This is a genomic window from Microbacterium sp. 10M-3C3, assembly GCF_003931875.1.
In the GTDB taxonomy this organism is placed as follows: Bacteria; Actinomycetota; Actinomycetes; order Actinomycetales; family Microbacteriaceae; genus Microbacterium.
In genome coordinates this window covers 3,101,721-3,118,226 of record NZ_CP034245.1, presented here as the reverse complement: position 1 = coordinate 3,118,226, position 16,506 = coordinate 3,101,721, and the positions used below count along the sequence as shown (strand labels likewise).

19 protein-coding genes are annotated in these 16,506 nt (G+C 73.7%); 10 read left to right on the top strand and 9 right to left on the bottom strand.

The genetic code is table 11. The features are described 5' to 3' along the window. Positions 1–2: 2 nt before the first annotated feature. Positions 3–755, bottom strand: coding sequence for an aminoglycoside 3'-phosphotransferase (locus EI169_RS15105; protein WP_125133050.1), 753 nt, complete (start codon positions 753–755; stop codon positions 3–5). Then, positions 752–1,255, bottom strand: a complete 504-nt coding sequence (locus EI169_RS15100; RefSeq protein WP_240640486.1) for a GNAT family N-acetyltransferase — start codon at positions 1,253–1,255, stop codon at positions 752–754. Before EI169_RS15100 ends, EI169_RS15105 begins: the two co-directional genes overlap by 4 nt. 181 nt (positions 1,256–1,436) lie before the next feature. Here EI169_RS15100 and EI169_RS15095 point away from each other — a divergent pair, with 181 nt between their 5' ends. The 3 genes from EI169_RS15095 to EI169_RS15085 are packed head-to-tail and all read left to right on the top strand — an operon-like array spanning position 1,437 to position 3,813. Beyond that, positions 1,437–2,198 carry an SDR family NAD(P)-dependent oxidoreductase gene (locus EI169_RS15095; RefSeq protein WP_125133049.1) on the top strand — a complete coding sequence of 254 codons (762 nt, stop codon included), beginning with the start codon at positions 1,437–1,439 and terminating at the stop codon, positions 2,196–2,198. After that, positions 2,195–2,983, top strand: coding sequence for an enoyl-CoA hydratase-related protein (locus EI169_RS15090; protein ID WP_125133048.1), 789 nt, complete (start codon positions 2,195–2,197; stop codon positions 2,981–2,983). Before EI169_RS15095 ends, EI169_RS15090 begins: the two co-directional genes overlap by 4 nt. Beyond that, positions 2,980–3,813, top strand: coding sequence for an NAD(P)-dependent oxidoreductase (locus EI169_RS15085; protein ID WP_125133047.1), 834 nt, complete (start codon positions 2,980–2,982; stop codon positions 3,811–3,813). Before EI169_RS15090 ends, EI169_RS15085 begins: the two co-directional genes overlap by 4 nt. A gap of 98 nt (positions 3,814–3,911) precedes the next feature. Here the strand turns inward: EI169_RS15085 and EI169_RS15080 are convergent, their stop codons facing one another. Then, a complete protein-coding gene (locus EI169_RS15080; RefSeq protein WP_125133046.1) occupies positions 3,912–4,772 on the bottom strand; it encodes a Cof-type HAD-IIB family hydrolase in 861 nt (286 codons plus the stop codon). 182 nt (positions 4,773–4,954) lie between these two features. Here EI169_RS15080 and rlmN point away from each other — a divergent pair, with 182 nt between their 5' ends. From rlmN to EI169_RS15060, 4 genes are all read left to right on the top strand, one after another. Further along, positions 4,955–6,199, top strand: coding sequence for a 23S rRNA (adenine(2503)-C(2))-methyltransferase RlmN (gene rlmN, locus EI169_RS15075; RefSeq protein ID WP_125133045.1), 1,245 nt, complete (start codon positions 4,955–4,957; stop codon positions 6,197–6,199). Between the two features lies 1 nt (position 6,200). Beyond that, a complete protein-coding gene (locus EI169_RS15070; RefSeq protein WP_125133044.1) occupies positions 6,201–6,932 on the top strand; it encodes a DUF429 domain-containing protein in 732 nt (243 codons plus the stop codon). 64 nt (positions 6,933–6,996) lie between these two features. Beyond that, positions 6,997–8,013: an aldo/keto reductase family protein gene (locus EI169_RS15065; protein WP_125133043.1), complete on the top strand. Its 1,017-nt coding sequence runs from the start codon at positions 6,997–6,999 to the stop codon at positions 8,011–8,013. A 7-nt stretch (positions 8,014–8,020) separates the two neighbouring features. Next, a complete protein-coding gene (locus EI169_RS15060) occupies positions 8,021–8,518 on the top strand; it encodes an NUDIX domain-containing protein (protein WP_125133042.1) in 498 nt (165 codons plus the stop codon). A 39-nt stretch (positions 8,519–8,557) separates the two neighbouring features. Here the strand turns inward: EI169_RS15060 and EI169_RS15055 are convergent, their stop codons facing one another. Next, on the bottom strand, positions 8,558–9,535 hold the full coding sequence (locus EI169_RS15055) for a zinc-binding dehydrogenase (protein WP_125133041.1): 978 nt from the start codon (positions 9,533–9,535) through the stop codon (positions 8,558–8,560). 70 nt (positions 9,536–9,605) lie between these two features. Here EI169_RS15055 and EI169_RS15050 point away from each other — a divergent pair, with 70 nt between their 5' ends. Continuing rightward, entirely contained in the window at positions 9,606–10,190 is a 585-nt protein-coding gene (locus tag EI169_RS15050; RefSeq protein ID WP_125133040.1) for a TetR/AcrR family transcriptional regulator, read from the top strand. A gap of 91 nt (positions 10,191–10,281) precedes the next feature. Here the strand turns inward: EI169_RS15050 and EI169_RS15045 are convergent, their stop codons facing one another. Genes EI169_RS15045 through EI169_RS16725 form a run of 4 tightly spaced genes read right to left on the bottom strand, consistent with a single transcriptional unit; the run spans position 10,282 to position 14,036 of the window. After that, positions 10,282–10,749, bottom strand: coding sequence for a MarR family transcriptional regulator (locus tag EI169_RS15045; protein WP_125133039.1), 468 nt, complete (start codon positions 10,747–10,749; stop codon positions 10,282–10,284). Further along, positions 10,746–12,365, bottom strand: a complete 1,620-nt coding sequence (locus tag EI169_RS15040) for a polyketide antibiotic transporter (protein WP_125133038.1) — start codon at positions 12,363–12,365, stop codon at positions 10,746–10,748. Before EI169_RS15040 ends, EI169_RS15045 begins: the two co-directional genes overlap by 4 nt. Then, positions 12,362–13,342, bottom strand: a complete 981-nt coding sequence (locus EI169_RS15035) for an ABC transporter ATP-binding protein (RefSeq protein WP_125133037.1) — start codon at positions 13,340–13,342, stop codon at positions 12,362–12,364. Before EI169_RS15035 ends, EI169_RS15040 begins: the two co-directional genes overlap by 4 nt. Before the next feature lie 52 nt (positions 13,343–13,394). Next, on the bottom strand, positions 13,395–14,036 hold the full coding sequence (locus EI169_RS16725) for a TetR/AcrR family transcriptional regulator (RefSeq protein ID WP_205783844.1): 642 nt from the start codon (positions 14,034–14,036) through the stop codon (positions 13,395–13,397). Positions 14,037–14,116: 80 nt separating this feature from the next. Here EI169_RS16725 and EI169_RS15025 point away from each other — a divergent pair, with 80 nt between their 5' ends. Both EI169_RS15025 and EI169_RS15020 read left to right on the top strand, forming a co-directional pair. Next, complete coding sequence (locus EI169_RS15025) at positions 14,117–14,566, top strand: SRPBCC domain-containing protein (protein ID WP_125133036.1); 450 nt, start codon at positions 14,117–14,119, stop codon at positions 14,564–14,566. A gap of 96 nt (positions 14,567–14,662) precedes the next feature. Further along, positions 14,663–15,850, top strand: a complete 1,188-nt coding sequence (locus EI169_RS15020; protein ID WP_125133035.1) for a thiolase family protein — start codon at positions 14,663–14,665, stop codon at positions 15,848–15,850. A gap of 1 nt (position 15,851) precedes the next feature. On the opposite strand, the gene EI169_RS15015 is transcribed toward EI169_RS15020, so the two are convergent. Next, positions 15,852–16,379: a ribonuclease H gene (locus EI169_RS15015; protein ID WP_125133034.1), complete on the bottom strand. Its 528-nt coding sequence runs from the start codon at positions 16,377–16,379 to the stop codon at positions 15,852–15,854. Positions 16,380–16,506 lie beyond the last annotated feature (127 nt).

The window sequence follows — 16,506 nt, the reverse complement described above, 5'->3', positions numbered from 1 at the left end:
GATCAGGTCGCGTTCCACAGCGCGCCGTAGTACGCCTGCCGCGCGGGGTCGGGCGCAATGCCGTACGCGTCCAGGAGCGCGCCGTCCCACCCGGGGCCGAAGTTCCAGCCCACGCTCAGGACCGCCACGGCGATGTCCGCCCACCGGTCCGCCACCCCGAGCGCGCCGAGGTCGACGTGCGCCGTCCACGCGCCGTCGTCGCCGACGAGCGTGTTGGGGGCGCACGCGTCGCCGTGGCAGACGACGAGCCGGTCGACCGGCGGCGCCGCGCGCAGCTGCGCCGGCACGTCGATGCCGCGCCCGGCGGCCGTGCGGAGCCGGTGAGGCACGCCCCAGTCGAACGGGCACCGCTCGACCGGGAGCGCGTCGTGGAGAGCGCGCAGCCCCGCGCCGATCGCCGCGACCGCCGTGGCCGGCTCGGCGGCCCACCGCGGATCGACCGCGGAGCGGCCCGGCAGCGCGTCGGTCACGAGCCACTCGTGTGTGTCGTCGCCGCCCTCCGCGCGCACGTGGGGCACGAGCGTGAACGCGCCCGCCCACCGCAGCCGCTCGGCCTCGCCGGCCATCGTGGATTCGGCATTGCGCGGACCCCACTTGATGTAGCGGATGCCGTCGGCATCCGTCGCCCGCAAGGTGAGCCCGCCGTACCCGTTGCGCCACACCGCCTCGAGCGACGCGGCGCCGGCGAGGGCGCGAACGACGGGCGGCGGCGGCGTCGCGGGGTCGGGCGCCGCGGCGAGGGCGGGGCGGGTCACAGCAGCCGCTCGAAGCACAGCGACCCGCCCATCGTCGCGATGTACGGCTCGTAGACGGGGATCGGCGTGAAACCCGCGGCGGTGTACAGCGCGATCGACTCGGGCTGCGGCGCCCCCGTCTGCAGGATCACGCGCCGCGCGCCGCCCGCGCGGGCGCGTTCGAGCACGGCGGCGGTGAGGGCACGGCCGACGCCGCGGCGCCGCGCGGCGTCGGTGACGATGAGCCGCTTGAGCTCCCACTCGGCGGCACCCTCCTCGCGCGGGAGGCGGCGCAGCATGACGTGGCCGAGCGGTTGGTCGCCGGCGTCGTCGAGCGCGAGCCACGTCGCCACGACGTCGTCGGGATGCACGCGCAGCGCCTCGCGGCGCGCGTCCGTCACCTCGGCCGGCTCGCCGGCCTCGACGGGTCCGTAGCGCGCGTGCAGCTCGGCATCCAGCAGCGCCCGCATCGCCCGCGCGCGCTCGTCGTCGACCGCGACCTCTTCGATGCGCACACCCACGCCTCCATCCTGCCGCGCGCGCACAACATGCCGGACAGACCTGCCGGAGGCTCCGGGGCCGCACGCATCCGGGCGCTCCGGCGCCGAACGTCCGGAATGCTGTGCGCCTCGGATGGACGAGACGACGGGACCCGGTCCCGGCTATGGTGGGACCGGGTTTCGACGGCGAACGGAGACGATCATGGACATCGCGGGAGCGAGCGCGCTGGTCACGGGCGGCGCGAGCGGGCTGGGACAGGCGACCGCGCGGCGGCTCGCCGCATCCGGGGCGCGCGTCACGATCGTCGACCTGCCGTCGTCCGCCGGCGAAGAGGTGGCGCGAGAGCTCGAGGGCGCGTTCGCGCCGGCGGATGTCACCGACCCCGGACAGGTGGCGGCGGCCGTGGCGACGGCGGCGTCGCTCGGGCCGCTGCGCGTCGTCGTCAACTGCGCGGGCATCGCCCCGCCCGGCAAGGTGCTCGACCGCGACGGTACGCCGACGCCGCTCGACGCCTTCGAGCGGATCGTGCGCGTGAACCTCGTCGGCACGTACAACGTCATCGCGCAGGCCGCCGCCGTCATCGCGCGGACCGACCCCGCCGAGGGCGGCGACCGCGGTGTCATCGTCAGCACCGCGAGCGTCGCGGCGTTCGACGGGCAGATCGGGCAGCCGGCGTACGCGGCGAGCAAGGGCGGCGTGCACGCGATGACGCTCCCGATCGCCCGCGAGCTCGCTCGCCACGCCATCCGGGTCGTCACGATCGCGCCCGGCATCATGGAGACCCCGATGCTGCGCGGTCTCCCGCAGGCCGCGCAGGACTCGCTCGGCCAGCAGGTGCCCTACCCGTCGCGGCTCGGCACGCCGGACGAGTACGCCGCGCTCGTCGCCGCGATCGTCGACAACGGCTACCTCAACGGCGAGACGATCCGCCTGGACGGCGCCATCCGGATGGCGCCGCGATGAGCGACAGCGTCCTCCTCCGCATCGACGGGCCCCTCGCCCGCATCACGTTCCACCGCCCGGCGTCGCTGAACGCGATGGACTTCGAGATGGGCGCGCAGTGGCGCGACGCCGCCCGCGCCGCCACGGCCGACGGCATCGGCGCGGTCGTCCTGGATGCGGCGGGCTCGGCCTTCTGCGCGGGCGGCGACGTCGTCGCGATGGCGACGTCGGGCGCCTCGGGGTCCGACGTGACCGCCGCCGCGCACGTCATCCACGAGGGGATCCGCGCGCTCGTCGACTCCGCCGTGCCGGTCGTCGCGGCCGTGCAGGGGGCCGTCGCCGGCGGCGGCCTCGGTCTGATGCTCGCCGCGGACTACATCGTGGCCGCCGAGAACGCCCGCTTCGTCAGCCGCTACGCGAACATCGGCCTGACGCCCGACCTCGGCGTCTCGACGCTGCTGCCCGCCGCGGTCGGCCAGCGCCGCGCGCTGCAGCTGCTGCTGCAGGACCGGATGCTGAGCGCCGCCGAGGCGCTCGAGTGGGGGCTCGTCGCCGAGGTGGTGGCCCCCGAGGCGGTCGCCGCGCGCGCCGACGAGGTCGCGCGCTTCTGGCTCGACGGGGCGACCGCCGCGTTCGGGCAGGCCAAGCGCCTCGTGCGCAGCGGCGCGCACCGCTCATTCGCCGAGAACCTCGACGACGAGGCGGCCACGATCGGCGCGGCCTTCGGCACGCCTGACGCCGCCGCCCGCATCGCGGCCTTCGCCGCCGCATCCGCCGAGAACCGTCCCTCGGGAGGCACCGCATGACCTCGCTCGCCGGCAAGACGATCCTGATGTCCGGCGGCAGCCGCGGCATCGGCCTCGCCATCGCGCTGCGCGCCGCCCGCGACGGCGCCAACATCGCCCTGCTCGCCAAGACCGATACGCCGCATCCGAAGCTCCAGGGCACCGTGCACACGGCGGCCGAGGCCATCCGCGAGGCCGGGGGTCGCGCACTGCCGATCGTCGGCGACGTGCGCGAGGAGGACGACATCACCGAAGCGGTGATGAAGGCCGGCGGCGAATTCGGCGGCATCGACATCGTGGTCAACAACGCGAGCGTCATCGACCTGTCGGGCTCGCTCGAGCTCGCGACGAAGAAGTACGACCTCATGCAGGACGTGAACGTGCGCGGCACGTTCCTGCTCTCACGCGCGGCGATACCGATGCTGCGCGAGGCCGAGAACCCGCACATCCTCTCGCTCTCGCCGCCGCTGAACACCACGCCGAAGTGGCTCGGCGCGCACACCGGCTACAGCATGGCGAAGTTCGGCATGACGATGGCGACGCTCGGCATGGCGGCCGAGTTCGCCGGCGATGGCATCGCGGCCAACGCGCTGTGGCCGCGCACGACGATTGCGACCGCCGCCGTGCAGAACATCCTCGGCGGCGACCGGATCATGGCGGCGAGCCGCACGCCGGAGATCTACGCGGATGCGGCGTACGCCGTGCTCACGCGCCCCGCGCGCGAGCTCACCGGGCAGACGCTCATCGTCGAGGACGTGCTCGAGGAGTCCGGGGTCACCGACTTCTCGCGCTACGCCGCCGTGCCCGGCACCCCCGACACCGCGCTGTTCCCCGACATCTTCCTCGACTGACCCGCGCCTGCGCCCCGCCCCTGACCGCGAGAACTCAGTGGCGCGGCGAGAGCACAGCGCACGGCCGGGCTTTCGCGTCGCGCATGGGTTCTCGCGGGTCAGAGCAGGCCGAGCGCGGCGAACGCGTTGTGCACGCCGTCGTCGAGCACGGTCGTCGTCACGCGGCCGGCGAGCGCCTGGAGCTCCGCGGGAGCGTTGCCCATCGCGACCGGGTCGGCCACGACCTCGAACATCTCGACGTCGTTCCAGCTGTCGCCGATGCCGATCGACTCGGCCGGGTCGCGCCCGAGGAGCGCGAGCACCTCGAGGATCGCCGACCCCTTCGTGACGCCCGTCATGCCGATCTCGCCGTTCGAGCCGCCCGGCAGGGGGATCGACCCCGGGATGACGTGGAAGCGCGGGCCGAGCTCCGCGGCCGAGTGCGCGACGGTGTCGGCGGCCGGGCTCACGAACACGGCCTTCGCGACGCGGTCGCGGTCGACCTCGGCCAGCGGCCGGAAGCGGATCATCGGCGACGGCGCGTCGACCGGCAGCCCGCGCGCTTCGAGCTCCGCCGCGCGCTGCGCGTGACGGCGCCGGAAGAACTCGTCGGTCATCGCGACGATGCCGGGGCTCGCGAACACCGCGCCGTGCGACTGCAGGAAGTACTCGATGCCGTGCGCGTGGAAGTACGCCTCGACCGCCTCGACGTCGGCGCGCGGCATCGGATGCTCCACGAGGAGGCGTCCGTCGCCGTCGACCGCGTATGCGCCGCCGTTGCTGATCGCGCCGTCGAAGCCGATGGCGCGCACATCCGGGTGGATGTCGCCGTCGGCGCGGCCGGTGCACAGCCACACGGCGTGCCCGTTGGCGCGGGCCGTGCGGATCGCGGTCACGGTCGACGGCGCGATCACCGAGCCGTGCTCGAGGATCGTGCCGTCGACGTCGAGGAAGGCGATGCGGCGCGGGGAACTCACCATGTCAGCGTGTCAGGGACGCGCCCTCCGGGTGCGGGCATGCACGCATTCTAGGGCGGCCCGCGAGAACCCAATGGCGCCGCGAGACCACAGGCGCCGGCCGCGTTTTCGCGCCGCGGTTGTGTTCTCGCGGGCGATGACGGCGGTCAGGGCCCGTGCAGGCGGGCGCCGGTAGCCTGGAGGACATGACCGAGAGAGCGCGGGACGCCGCATCCGCCGTGCGCCAGGTGCGCCCGCGCACCGAGGGATGGCAGCAGCAGAAGGACGCCGAGGGGCGCCCGCTGCTGCAGTTCGCGAGCCCCAAGCGCGGCAAGCCCCCCGTGCACCTCGCTGACCTCACCCACGCCGAGCGCGTCGCGAAGGTCACCGAGCTCGGCCTCCCGGGCTTCCGGGCGAAGCAGCTCGAGAAGCACTACTTCACGCACTACACGTCCGACCCCGCGCACATGACCGACCTGCCCGCCGCCGCGCGCGAGGAGCTCGTCGCGGGACTCCTGCCGCCGCTGCTCACCGACGTGCGGCGCCTGGAGACCGACCGCGGCGACACGATCAAGTTCCTGTGGCGCCTGCACGACGGCGCCCTGGTCGAGTCGGTGCTCATGCGCTACCCCGGCCGCATCACGCTGTGCGTGTCGAGCCAGGCCGGATGCGGCATGAACTGCCCCTTCTGCGCCACCGGCCAGGCCGGGCTCACCCGCAACATGTCGGCGGCCGAGATCGTCGAGCAGGTCGTGCGCGCCAACCGGCTCATCGCGGAGGGCGGTCTCAAGGACCCCCGCAAGGTCGGTCACGCGGACGAGCGCGTGACGAACATCGTGTTCATGGGCATGGGGGAGCCGCTGGCCAACTACGCGCGCGTCATGCAGGCCGTCCGCACGATGGTCGACAAGGAGCACGGCCTCGGGATGAGCGCGCGCGGCATCACGGTGTCGACGGTGGGGCTCGTCCCGGCGATCCGCAAGCTCGCCGCCGAAGACATCCCGGTGACGTTCGCGCTGTCGCTGCACGCCCCCGACGACCAGCTGCGCGACGAGCTCATCCCCGTGAACTCCCGCTGGAAGGTCGACGAGGCCCTCGACGCCGCGCGCGAGTACTTCGACAGGACCGGCCGCCGTGTGTCGATCGAGTACGCGCTCATCAAGGACATGAACGACCACGCGTGGCGCGCCGACCTCCTCGCCGAGAAACTCAACGCCCGCGGGCGCGGCTGGGTGCACGTGAACCCGATCCCGCTCAACCCGACGCCCGGCTCGGTGTGGACCGCATCCGAGGTGCCGGTGCAGAACGAGTTCGTGCGGCGCCTGAACGACGCCGGCATCCCGACGACCCTCCGCGACACCCGCGGCAAGGAGATCGACGGAGCGTGCGGGCAGCTCGTCGCGACCGAGGAGGACGAGATCGTCGCCGCCGGGGTCACCCCCGTCTCCTGACGTGATCACCGTCGGCGTCGATCTGGCGGCGGCGGATGCCGGCACCGCCGTCGCGACGATCTCCTGGGCGGGCGGCGTCGCCCGCGTCGAATCGCTCGTGCTCGGAGCATCCGACGCCGGCGTCGTGGCCGCCGCATCCGGAGCCGACCGCGTCGGCATCGACTTCGCGCTCGGGTGGCCCGACGCGTTCGTCGCGTTCGTGTCGGCGCACGCCGAGGGCGACGTCGCCCCCGACGGCGGGGGCGACTGGCGCCGGATGCTGGCATACCGCGAGACCGACCGGGCGGTGCGGGCGCGCACGGGCCGCTGGCCGCTGAGCGTGTCGACCGACCGGCTCGGGCTCACGGCGCTGCGCTGCGCGGGGCTGCTCGGCCGGCTCGCCGCCACCGGACTCGACGTCGATCGCACGGGCGGCGGCGACATCGCCGAGGTGTACCCGGGCGCGAGCCTGCGGCTGTGGGGCTTCGACACCACCCGCTACCGCGTGGACCCCGACGCGCGTGGGGCGCTGCTCGCGGCGCTGCGGGCCGAGGCGCCGTGGCTCGACCTCGGCGGTCACGACGCGCTGACGATCCGCTCCGGCGACGCGTTCGACGCCGTCGTCGCCGCTCTCGCCGCCCGGGCGGTCGCGCTCGGCCGGACGACGCCCCCGGATGCGGCGCAGCTGCGCCGCGCGCGCCGCGAGGGGTGGGTGCACCTGCCCGCCGCCGGGCTCGCCGGCCTCGTCTCCTGACCCTGGCCGCCCGGCATCCGGGCGCGCGGGCCCCGCCGCATCCGCCCGCCGCTAGCGTGGACGCATGGTCAACTATCGCTACCTCGGCAACAGCGGTCTCAAGGTCTCCGAGATCACGTACGGCAACTGGGTGACGCACGCCTCGCAGGTGGATGACGACGCCGCCGTCAAGACGGTGCACGCGGCGCTCGACGCCGGCATCACGACGTTCGACACCGCCGACACGTATGCCAACACCGCCGCCGAGGTCGTGCTCGGCAAGGCGCTGCAGGGGCAGCGCCGCGAGTCGCTCGAGATCTTCACGAAGGTGTACTTCCCGACCGGCCCCCAGGGTCCCAACGACACCGGCCTCAGCCGCAAGCACATCACCGAGTCGATCAACGGGTCGCTCACGCGCCTCGGCACCGACTACGTGGACCTGTACCAGGCGCACCGCTTCGACTACGAGACGCCGCTGGAGGAGACGTTCCAGACGTTCGCCGACCTCGTGCGCCAGGGCAAGGTGCTGTACATCGGCGTGTCGGAGTGGACGGCCGAGCAGCTGCGCGAGGGCCACCGCCTCGCGACCGAGCTGAACATCCAGCTCGTCTCGAACCAGCCGCAGTACTCGATGCTGTGGCGCGTCATCGAGGACAAGGTCGTGCCGACGTCGGAGGAGCTCGGCATCTCGCAGATCGTGTGGTCGCCCATGGCGCAGGGCGTCCTCAGCGGCAAGTACCTTCCCGGCCAGCCGGTGCCCGAGGGGTCGCGCGCGACCGACGAGAAGAGCGGCGCGACCTTCATCAAGCGCTTCCTGAACGACGACACCCTCACCGCGGTGCAGCGACTGAAGCCCGTCGCCGAGCAGGCGGGCCTGACGATGCCGCAGCTCGCGATCGCGTGGGTGCTGCAGAACCCCAACGTCGCGTCGGCGCTCGTCGGCGCCTCGCGCCCCGAGCAGCTCGCCGACACCGTCACGGCCTCGGGGGTCACGCTCGACGCCGACACGATGGCCGCGGTCGACGAGGCGCTCGGCGCCGACGTCGTCGAGCGCGACCCGCAGAAGACGTACGAGACCTCGCCGAAGTCGCGCCTGGTCTGAGCCGACGATGGGGGCGATGAGCGCCGGCATCCTGCTGTACCGGCTCGCCGCCGACGGCCCTCGGGTCGGCGCCACCGCGGCCGAGGTGCTCATCGCCCACATGGGCGGTCCGTTCTGGGCGGCCAAGGACGCCGGCGCGTGGTCGATCCCGAAGGGCGAGTACGACCCCGACGACGAAGGGGCGCTGGAGGCGGCGCGCCGTGAGTTCCGCGAGGAGCTCGGCGCCGAGCCGCCGGACGGCCCGTTCGCCGAGCTCGGCACGTTCGCGTACTCGAGCGGCAAGAGGGTCGTGGTGTTCGTCGCGGACGGCGCCGGGTTCGACGCATCCGGCTTCGACTTCGGCGAGTTCGAGCTCGAGTGGCCGCCGCGGTCGGGGCGGATGCAGCGCTTCCCCGAGGTCGATCGGGCTGAGTGGGTCGGACTCGATCGCGCGCGCGACCTGCTCGTGAAGGGCCAGCGTCCCGCGCTCGACGCCCTCGCCGGGCACCTCGACGCCGTCACCTGACGCGCCGCCGTCCGCACGCGCCGTCCGGCCCAGAACGCGTCAGGGGCGCAAGAGGATCTTGCCCACGCGCCCGGCCGTGCCGCTGGCGCGCACGGCGGCCGCGACGTCGTCGAACGCGTAGGTGCCCGCGACGGGGAGGGTCACGGTGCCGTCGGCGAGGTAGCCGCCGAGCTCGCCGAACAGCTCGGCGCGCTTGGCGGGGGGCATGCTCGTGCTCACCTTGCTGCCCCAGAAGCCCGTGACGGTCACCTGACGGAAGATGACGTCGCCCGACGCGAGCTGCATCGTGGGGGAGTCCATCGCGCCGAACACGACGAGCGTGCCGTTCTCGCCGAGGATCGACAGCACGTCGCCGCTCGCCGTGCCGCCCACCGAGTCGACGCCCGCGACGATCGGGGCACCACCGGTGATCTCCGCGACACGGTCGCGCCAGTCGTCGGCGTCGGTCGCGACGACGCGGTCGATGCCCTGCGCGGCGAGCTCCTCGACGCCGGCGGACCGGCGGACGAGCCCGATGACGTTCAGGCCGCGGGCCGTGCCGATCTGCGCGACCATCCGGCCGACCGCGCCGTTGGCGGCGTTCTGCACGAGCCAGTCGCCCGGGTTCAGCTCGAGGGAGTCGATGAGGCTGATCGCGCTGAACGGCATCGACACGAGCTGCGCCGCCGCCTCGTCGGGCAGCCCGTCGGGCACCGGGATGAGCGCGGCCGCCTTCGCGACGAAGTACTCCGCCCACGCGCCGAACGTGCCGCCGGTCGCGACGCGCTGGCCGATCTCGAGCGTGTCGACGCCCTCGCCGAGCGCATCGACGACGCCCAGTGCCTCGGTGCCGGAGCGCGCGGGCAGCTCGGGCTTGTAGCCGTAGGTGCCGCGCACGGTCCACAGGTCGTGGTTGTGGATGGGCGAGAGGATCGTGCGCACGCGCACCTGGCCGGGGGCGGGCTGGGGGAGCTCGACGTCGCCGACGTGCAGCACGGCGTCGGGCGCGCCGAAGGTGTGGTGGATGAGTGCGCGCATGAGGTGTCTCCGGGGGTCGGTTATTTTGTAACGACTGGTCTACTATAGGTCTGCCGAGAGGAGCGCGCCAATGGGTCGCACCGCCCAGTTCGATCACGACACGGTCGTGCGCGCCGCGCGCGACGTGTTCTGGGATCGTGGCTACGCCGAGACCGGGGTCGCCGAGCTCGAGGCGGCGACCGGGCTCACCCGTTCGAGCCTGTACCACGCCTTCGGAAGCAAGAAGGGTGTCTTCGAGGCCGTCGTCGCGGCGTACCTCGACGACGTCGTGCGCACGCGCCTCGCCCCGCTCCTCGTTCCGGATGCGGCGCCCACCGCGCTCGCGGACTATCTCGCCGAGATGCGCACCGCCATCGCATCGGGCTCGCCCCGCGCGCGCTCGGGCTGCCTGCTGCTGAACGCCGCGTGCGCGCCCGTCGTCGACGACGAGCCCGACGTGCGCGCGCTCGTCGTGGGCTACACCGCGGAGCTGCGCGCGGGCGTGGCGGCCGGCGTCGCGCGGGCGCGCGCCGACCTCGCGCACGACGCGTCCGCGGCGCTCGCCGAGGTGGTCGCGTCGCTCGTCATCGCCGCCCTCGCGCAGGCCCGCACAGACCCCGGCGCCGCCGTGCGTGCGCTCGACGCCGCATCCGCCGCCGTGCGCGCGTGGGCCTGACCGCGAGAGTGCATCATCGCGGCGAGACCGCTCGCCCGGCCGTGCCCTCTCGCGGGGACGATGCACTTTCGGCGAGCCGCGCCGACGCGCGTCAGCCGCGCGGGAACTCGTCGGCGCGCACCCGCTCCCACTCCTCGAGGATCTCGGGCATGCGCGCGGCGATGAAACGGAAGAAGCGCGCCATCTCGGCGGCGTGACCGGTGTCGTCGGTCTCGGCGGCGATGCGGTCCAGCAGCTGCGCGAGCTGCTCGTACAGGGGGTTCTTCCCCGCGAGCGCGGCGTACCACGTGTCGTCGGTGAGCACGTACCGGTCGCGGCGCTCGCCGGGGCGCGACATCCGATGCGCGACCCCCACGGTCTGCAGGTACCGCACCGCCCCCGACACGGCGGCGGCGCTGATCCCCAGCCGCTCGCCGAGCTCCGCGGCGGTGTAGCCGTCGGGCGGCGCGGCGACGAGCGCGGCGAGCACGCGCGAGGGCATCCGCGGCATGCCCGCCGACGCCAGCAGCGCGGCCGTCTGCTCCGCGGCGTCGAGGGCCCGGTGCTCGCGCGGCGTCATCCGTCTGCCTCCAGCTGACGGCTGCGCGCGAGCGCGAGGGCGGTCGCGCCGCCCGCGACCGCGATGGCGACGAGCCACCACAGGCCGCGCACGTCGACCCCGTCGGACTCGACGATCGGGGTCACGGCGATCGGCGACGCGTTCACCACGGCGTCGGGCAGGCCGAGGAGCGGACCGAACAGACCCAGCAGCAGCCCCAGCAGCACGAGCGTCCAGCCGAGGAGGATCGTCAGGCGCGGCGCCACGACGAGGACGAGCGCGGTGACGACGACGAAGACGAGCGCGGCGGGCAGCTGCCCTGCGCCGGCGACCACGGCGTCGCCGGCGAGCGACCAGTCCGGGTCCTGCTGCGAGGCCAGTCCTGCGAGGGCGCCGAGGACGGCGGCCGCGGTCGTCGCGACGACGGCCACGATCGCCACGGCCCCGTACGAGGCGACCCAGCCCACCCGTCCGACCGCTCCCGCGCGCACGGGTTCGGCCAGCCCGTGCGCCTCGTCCTGCCGCGCACGGATGACGGTCTGCACGCCGGCGCAGGCTGCGAGCACCCCGACGAGCGTGAAGAAGATCACCACCGCGCCCTGCTCGAGCGATCCGTCGGCCGACAACGCCGTGACGAGCGCCTGCACCGAGGCGATCGTGTCGCCCAGCTGCGACACCACCGATGCGAGCCGGGTCGCGAGCAGACCGGTCACGAGTCCGCCGATCGCCCACCCGAGCGTCGACGCGCGCGACAGTCGCCACGCGAGAGAAACCGGACCGCGCAGCGACGCGGATGCGGCGGGCCCCCGCCGCTCGGGGAGCAGCGCGCCGCCGACGTCGCGCACGCGCTGGAGGGAAACGGCGACCGCGACCGCGACGACCGCGAGCGCGAGGGACACGAGAAGGGGTCGGGGGTCGTCAGTCGTCCACGGCCGGGTGTTCTCGGCCCACCCGAAGGGCGAGAACCAGGCCAGCGGCGCGCTCTGCAGGCTCTGCAGGTCGTCGCTCGGACGGCCCAGCGCGTTGCCGATGCCGCACACGAGGTACGCGATCATGACGACCCACACCGACGTCGCGTTCGCCGCGCGCGACGTCCGCACGAGCTGGGCGACGAGGAGCGCGAGCGCGAGGAAGGCGATGCCCGTCGCTCCCGTCGCGGTCCCGATCGTGAGGGCGCCGGCGGCGGGCTGCCCGGTCGCGACGAAGGTCGCGGTCACGAGCGCCCCGACGACGACGTTCGCGAGGACGCCGTGCGCGGCGGTCGCCGCGAACGGCCGCACGCGTCCGGCGGGTGTGGCCGCAACGAGCTCGGTGCGCTGCTGCTCCTCGTCGCCGCGCGTGTGGCGCACGGCCAGGAACGTGCTCATGAGGGCCGCCATGAGGGCGAGGAACGGCAGGATCAGGAACGCGATGACCGCGCTCGGATCGCTCCCCGACGGCAGGCCGCGGAAGAGCAGGATGACCGGGTTCGCGAGCACCGCGGCGAGGAGGTTCACGCGGTCCTGCGCGGTCGCGAACTGCTGCGCCACCCCCGCGTCCGCGGCGGCCGCCAGGGCCACGGTGCCGGCGATCCACAGCGTCAGCTGCACGAGGTCGCGACGCCAGCGCTGCGCGTACAGCAGCACGAAGCGCGTCATCGCCGTGCCCGTCTGCGCAGCGGCGCACGCGCCGCGGCGTCCGCGCCGCCGGCGCCGTCGTCCGCCGCCGGCGCCCCCTCTGCGTAGTGCCGGAGGAACAGCTCCTCGAGCGACGGCGGGGCGATCCGCAGGCCCGCGACGTCGTGGGCGGCGAGGGTCGGCAGCACGCCGGCGACGGCGTCGCTGTCGACCGTGAAGCGCGCGCGCCCGTCGGCCACGACGGGATCGTGGGCGCCCGGGACGGCGGCCAGCCACGCCGCATCCGCCGTCTCATCCGCGGCCTCGAACGACACCTCCGTGCGGGTGAGGTGGCGGAGGTCGGCGAGCGTGCCCGACTCCACGGTGCGGCCCGCGCGCACGATGCTCACGCGGTCGCACAGCTGCTCGACCTCGGAGAGGATGTGGCTCGACAGCAGCACCGTCTCGCCGGCGTCCTTGACGCGCTGCAGCTCCCGCTGGAAGACGACCTCCATGAGCGGGTCGAGGCCGCTCGTGGGCTCGTCGAAGACGTACAGGTCGGCGGATGCGGCGAACGCGGCGACCAGCGCGACCTTCTGCCGGTTGCCCTTGGAGTACGCGCGGCCCCTCTTGCGCGGGTCGAGCTCGAACGCGTGGAGCAGCCGCTCGCGCTCGGCGCGATAGGCCGCGTCGCGCGGCGTGCCGCGCAGGCCCGCGAGCAGGTCGATCGCCTGTCCGCCGGAAAGGTTCGGCCACAGGCTCACGTCGCCCGGCACATACGCGATGCGGCGGTGCAGGCGCGCGGCGTCGTGCCACGGATCGCCGCCGAGCACCCGCACCTCGCCGGAGGTCGCGCGCACGAGCCCGAGCAGGATGCGCAGTGTGGTCGACTTGCCGGCGCCGTTCGGGCCGAGGAAGCCGTGCACCTCGCCGGGGGCGACGTCGAGGTCGAGCCCGTCGAGGGCGAGGGTGCGGCCATAGCGCTTGACGAGGCCGCGAACACGGATCGGTGCGTCCATGCGCGGGACGTTACGCTCATTTCACAAATTTGTGAATACTCTGTCGCTGCGCTCAGGCCGAAGCATGCGTCTCCTCCTCGGAGTCCTCGTCGGCGCCGCCGACCAGGTCGGCCGTCACGATGCGCGCCACGCGGCGAGCGGCCTCGATGACGGCGGCATCGGGCACGTCCGCGGAGGCGGCTGCCTGCACGGCCGCGTTGATCGAGAGGAGCGCCATCCGCACCATGACGACGGCGGTGGGCGTTCGTCGGGGCAGGAGGCGGGCGAGTTCTTCTGCCAGCTGCGCAAGACCGCTCGCGACGCGAGGGGTCTCATCGTCCGCGAGGCGCGCCAGCAGCAGCGGATTCGCGGCCATGAACCGGATCCCCTGCAGCTTCTCGTCGGTGAACGACTCCACCCACCGCATCACGGCCTGAGCGAAGAGCGTCCGGGACTGCGGCTGCTCGCGCACCCAGGCGACGAGGCGCTCCGCTTCGTCTCCCCGCTCGTCGAGCAGCGACTGGACGATGGCCTCCTTGCTGGCGAAGTAGTAATACAGCGACGCCTTGTTGATCCCCACTTCGTCGGCGATCTGTCGCATCGAGGTGGCGTCGTAGCCGCGTTCGGTGAAGAGACGGAGCGCTGCGCGACGTGCGGACTCGCGCGTCTGCGCGCCGCGGCCGCGGCGAGGTGCTGTGTCACGCGCGCCAACCATGTCTTCACTCTATCTACCCTGCGTGAGGTAATCTACCGACCGGTAGGTAGACTGCGTGACTCCGAGAGAGAGGAGCCGACATGTCGGGATATTCGGTGACCCGTGTCTACCCCTATCCGGTCGACGAGGTATGGGCCGTCGTGACACGGGCCGAGCTGGTCGCCCGCTGGACCACGACCGGGCGCGGCGGTCGCCCGGAAGGGTTCGCGGCCATACCGGGCACGCGGTTCCGATTCGTCGGCAGGCCCACGATCGGGTGGGCCGGCGTGGTCTTCTGTGAGGTCGTCGCCGTCGACCCGCCACACGCGCTGCACTACACGTGGCGTGGCGAAGAGGGCGCCGACAGCGTCACCGACGTGCGGTACAGCTTGGAGGAGGTGCCCCGTGGCACGCGCTTCACGTGGTCGCACACGGGCTTCGCGGGTGTCGGCGGCTTCGCGATGTCGCGCCTGCTCGGCCGCGTGCGCCGGAGGATGCTGTCCGAGGGCGTGCCGGCTGTGCTGGAGGAGTACCACCGCGCCGGCTCATGACCCGCAGGCCGCCCGGAGTGCGCCGTCGTGGCCCATCCCGCTCCCCGGAACAGGTGCTCTCGCCTCTGGGGGGCGCTTTCGGGGCAGAGTGGGGGCATGGACACGCGAGACAGGGTTGTCATCCTCGCCGGGGCGCGCACGCCGATCGGAAGCTTCGGCGGGGCGCTGTCGGGGGTCGACGCGTACGAGCTCGGCGCACGCGCGGTGACCGCCGCGCTCGAGCGGTCGGCCGTCGACGGCGCCGACGTCGGCGAGGTCGTGATGGGATGCATCGCGCAGAACGGGCCCGACGCGTACAACGCGCGACGCGTGGCGCTCGCGGCGGGCTTGGCCCCCCGCATCCCCGCCTTCACCGTCAACCGGCTGTGCGGCTCCGGTCTGCAGGCGATCTGGTCGGGGGCGCAGGAGCTGCTGTGGGGCGGCGTGAACGTCGTCGTCGCGGGCGGCGACGAGAGCATGTCGCGCACCCCCTTCCTCGACTTCTCCGCGCGCGGCAACGCGCGCCTGGGTGACCGGACGCTGCTCGACGGGACGCTCGCGATCCTCACCGACCCGTTCAGCGGGCGGCACATGGGCACGACGGCCGAGACCGTCGCCGAGCGGTACGGCGTGACGCGCGCGGAGCAGGACGCATTCGCGGCCGAGAGCCAGCGGCGGGCGGCGACGGATGCGGCGCGCGCGGCGTTCGCCGAGGAGATCATCCCCGTGACGACCGGCGGGAAGCGCCCCGTCGAGGTGGCGGTCGACGAGCATCCGCGGCCCGGAACGACCGTCGAGGTGCTCGGGGGGCTGCGGCCGGCGTTCGTCGCGGGCGGCACGGTCACGGCGGGCAACTCGTCGGGCATCAACGACGGCGCCGCCGCCACGGTGCTGATGCGCGAGCGCGACGCGCGCGAGCGGGGCCTCGCCGGGCTCGCGACGATCGAGGCGGTCGCGACCGCCGGCATCGAGCCGGAGATCATGGGCTACGCGCCGGTCATCGCCCTCGAGCGGCTGTGGGCGCAGACCGGCTTGACGCCCGCCGACGTCGATGTGGTCGAGCTCAACGAGGCGTTCGCGGCGCAGGCGGTCGCGGTGATCCGCGATGCCGGGCTCGACCCCGAGAAGACGAACCCGTACGGCGGTGCGATCGCGCTCGGCCACCCCGTCGGTGCGACCGGCGCGATCCTCACGGTGCGCGCCGCGATGGACCTGCACCGCCGCCACCTGGAGTATGCGGTCGCGACGATGTGCATCGGCGGGGGTCAGGCGCTCGCCGCGCTCCTTCGGCGTTGGGACGGCTGACTCAGCGACCGTTGCGCGGCGCGGTCGACACGTCGAGCTTCGGGTGCGACCCGAGGGACGACCACGCCGACTCGACGCCCTTCGCGGCGTGCTCGGCCGCGCGCACGGCGCGCTCGTCGGCCCACGCGTTCAGGACGTGCCCCGAGTGCCCGCGCACGTGCTCGAGCACGACATCCGGGAGCCCCGCGGCCCGGCGGGCGTCGCGCGCGGCGATGAGCTTCTCGAGCAGGTCGCGGTTCTTCGTCGGCGCGCCGGTCGAGGTCTTCCAGCCGCGCCGGCGATGGCCGTCCATCCAGCTCGAGTACGTGTCGATCGCGTACTTCGAGTCCGCCTGCACGACGAGCTCGCGCACGTCGGCGTGGTCTTCGATCGCGCGCAGGAGCCCCAGCAGCTCGCCGATGTTGTTCGTGCCGACGGGCAGCGCGCCGGCGGCCCATTCGCCGTCTTCGCCGACCCACGCCCACCCGGTCGGCCCGGGATTTCCCTTGCACGCGCCGTCGGTCGCGACGACGTAGCGATCCGCACTCACTCGCTCCACGCTACCGTGCGGCTCACCCGCCACCACGGCGCGGACGCGAGCCCCCTCGCGCCGAGAACGGGCGAATCGGCCGGATGCAGCAGGTTTCGCGCGCGTTGGTGCTGCATCCGACCGATTC

Coding starts and splice junctions, on each gene's coding strand:
- EI169_RS15095 (WP_125133049.1), top strand. CDS start 1,437: ATGGACATCGCGGGAGCGAGCGCGCTGGTCACGGGCGGCGCGAGCGGG.
- EI169_RS15090 (WP_125133048.1), top strand. CDS start 2,195: ATGAGCGACAGCGTCCTCCTCCGCATCGACGGGCCCCTCGCCCGCATC.
- EI169_RS15085 (WP_125133047.1), top strand. CDS start 2,980: ATGACCTCGCTCGCCGGCAAGACGATCCTGATGTCCGGCGGCAGCCGC.
- EI169_RS15080 (WP_125133046.1), bottom strand. CDS start 4,772: ATGGTGAGTTCCCCGCGCCGCATCGCCTTCCTCGACGTCGACGGCACG.
- rlmN (WP_125133045.1), top strand. CDS start 4,955: ATGACCGAGAGAGCGCGGGACGCCGCATCCGCCGTGCGCCAGGTGCGC.
- EI169_RS15065 (WP_125133043.1), top strand. CDS start 6,997: ATGGTCAACTATCGCTACCTCGGCAACAGCGGTCTCAAGGTCTCCGAG.
- EI169_RS15060 (WP_125133042.1), top strand. CDS start 8,021: ATGGGGGCGATGAGCGCCGGCATCCTGCTGTACCGGCTCGCCGCCGAC.
- EI169_RS15055 (WP_125133041.1), bottom strand. CDS start 9,535: ATGCGCGCACTCATCCACCACACCTTCGGCGCGCCCGACGCCGTGCTG.
- EI169_RS15050 (WP_125133040.1), top strand. CDS start 9,606: ATGGGTCGCACCGCCCAGTTCGATCACGACACGGTCGTGCGCGCCGCG.
- EI169_RS15045 (WP_125133039.1), bottom strand. CDS start 10,749: ATGACGCCGCGCGAGCACCGGGCCCTCGACGCCGCGGAGCAGACGGCC.
- EI169_RS15040 (WP_125133038.1), bottom strand. CDS start 12,365: ATGACGCGCTTCGTGCTGCTGTACGCGCAGCGCTGGCGTCGCGACCTC.
- EI169_RS15035 (WP_125133037.1), bottom strand. CDS start 13,342: ATGGACGCACCGATCCGTGTTCGCGGCCTCGTCAAGCGCTATGGCCGC.
- EI169_RS16725 (WP_205783844.1), bottom strand. CDS start 14,036: ATGGTTGGCGCGCGTGACACAGCACCTCGCCGCGGCCGCGGCGCGCAG.
- EI169_RS15025 (WP_125133036.1), top strand. CDS start 14,117: ATGTCGGGATATTCGGTGACCCGTGTCTACCCCTATCCGGTCGACGAG.
- EI169_RS15020 (WP_125133035.1), top strand. CDS start 14,663: ATGGACACGCGAGACAGGGTTGTCATCCTCGCCGGGGCGCGCACGCCG.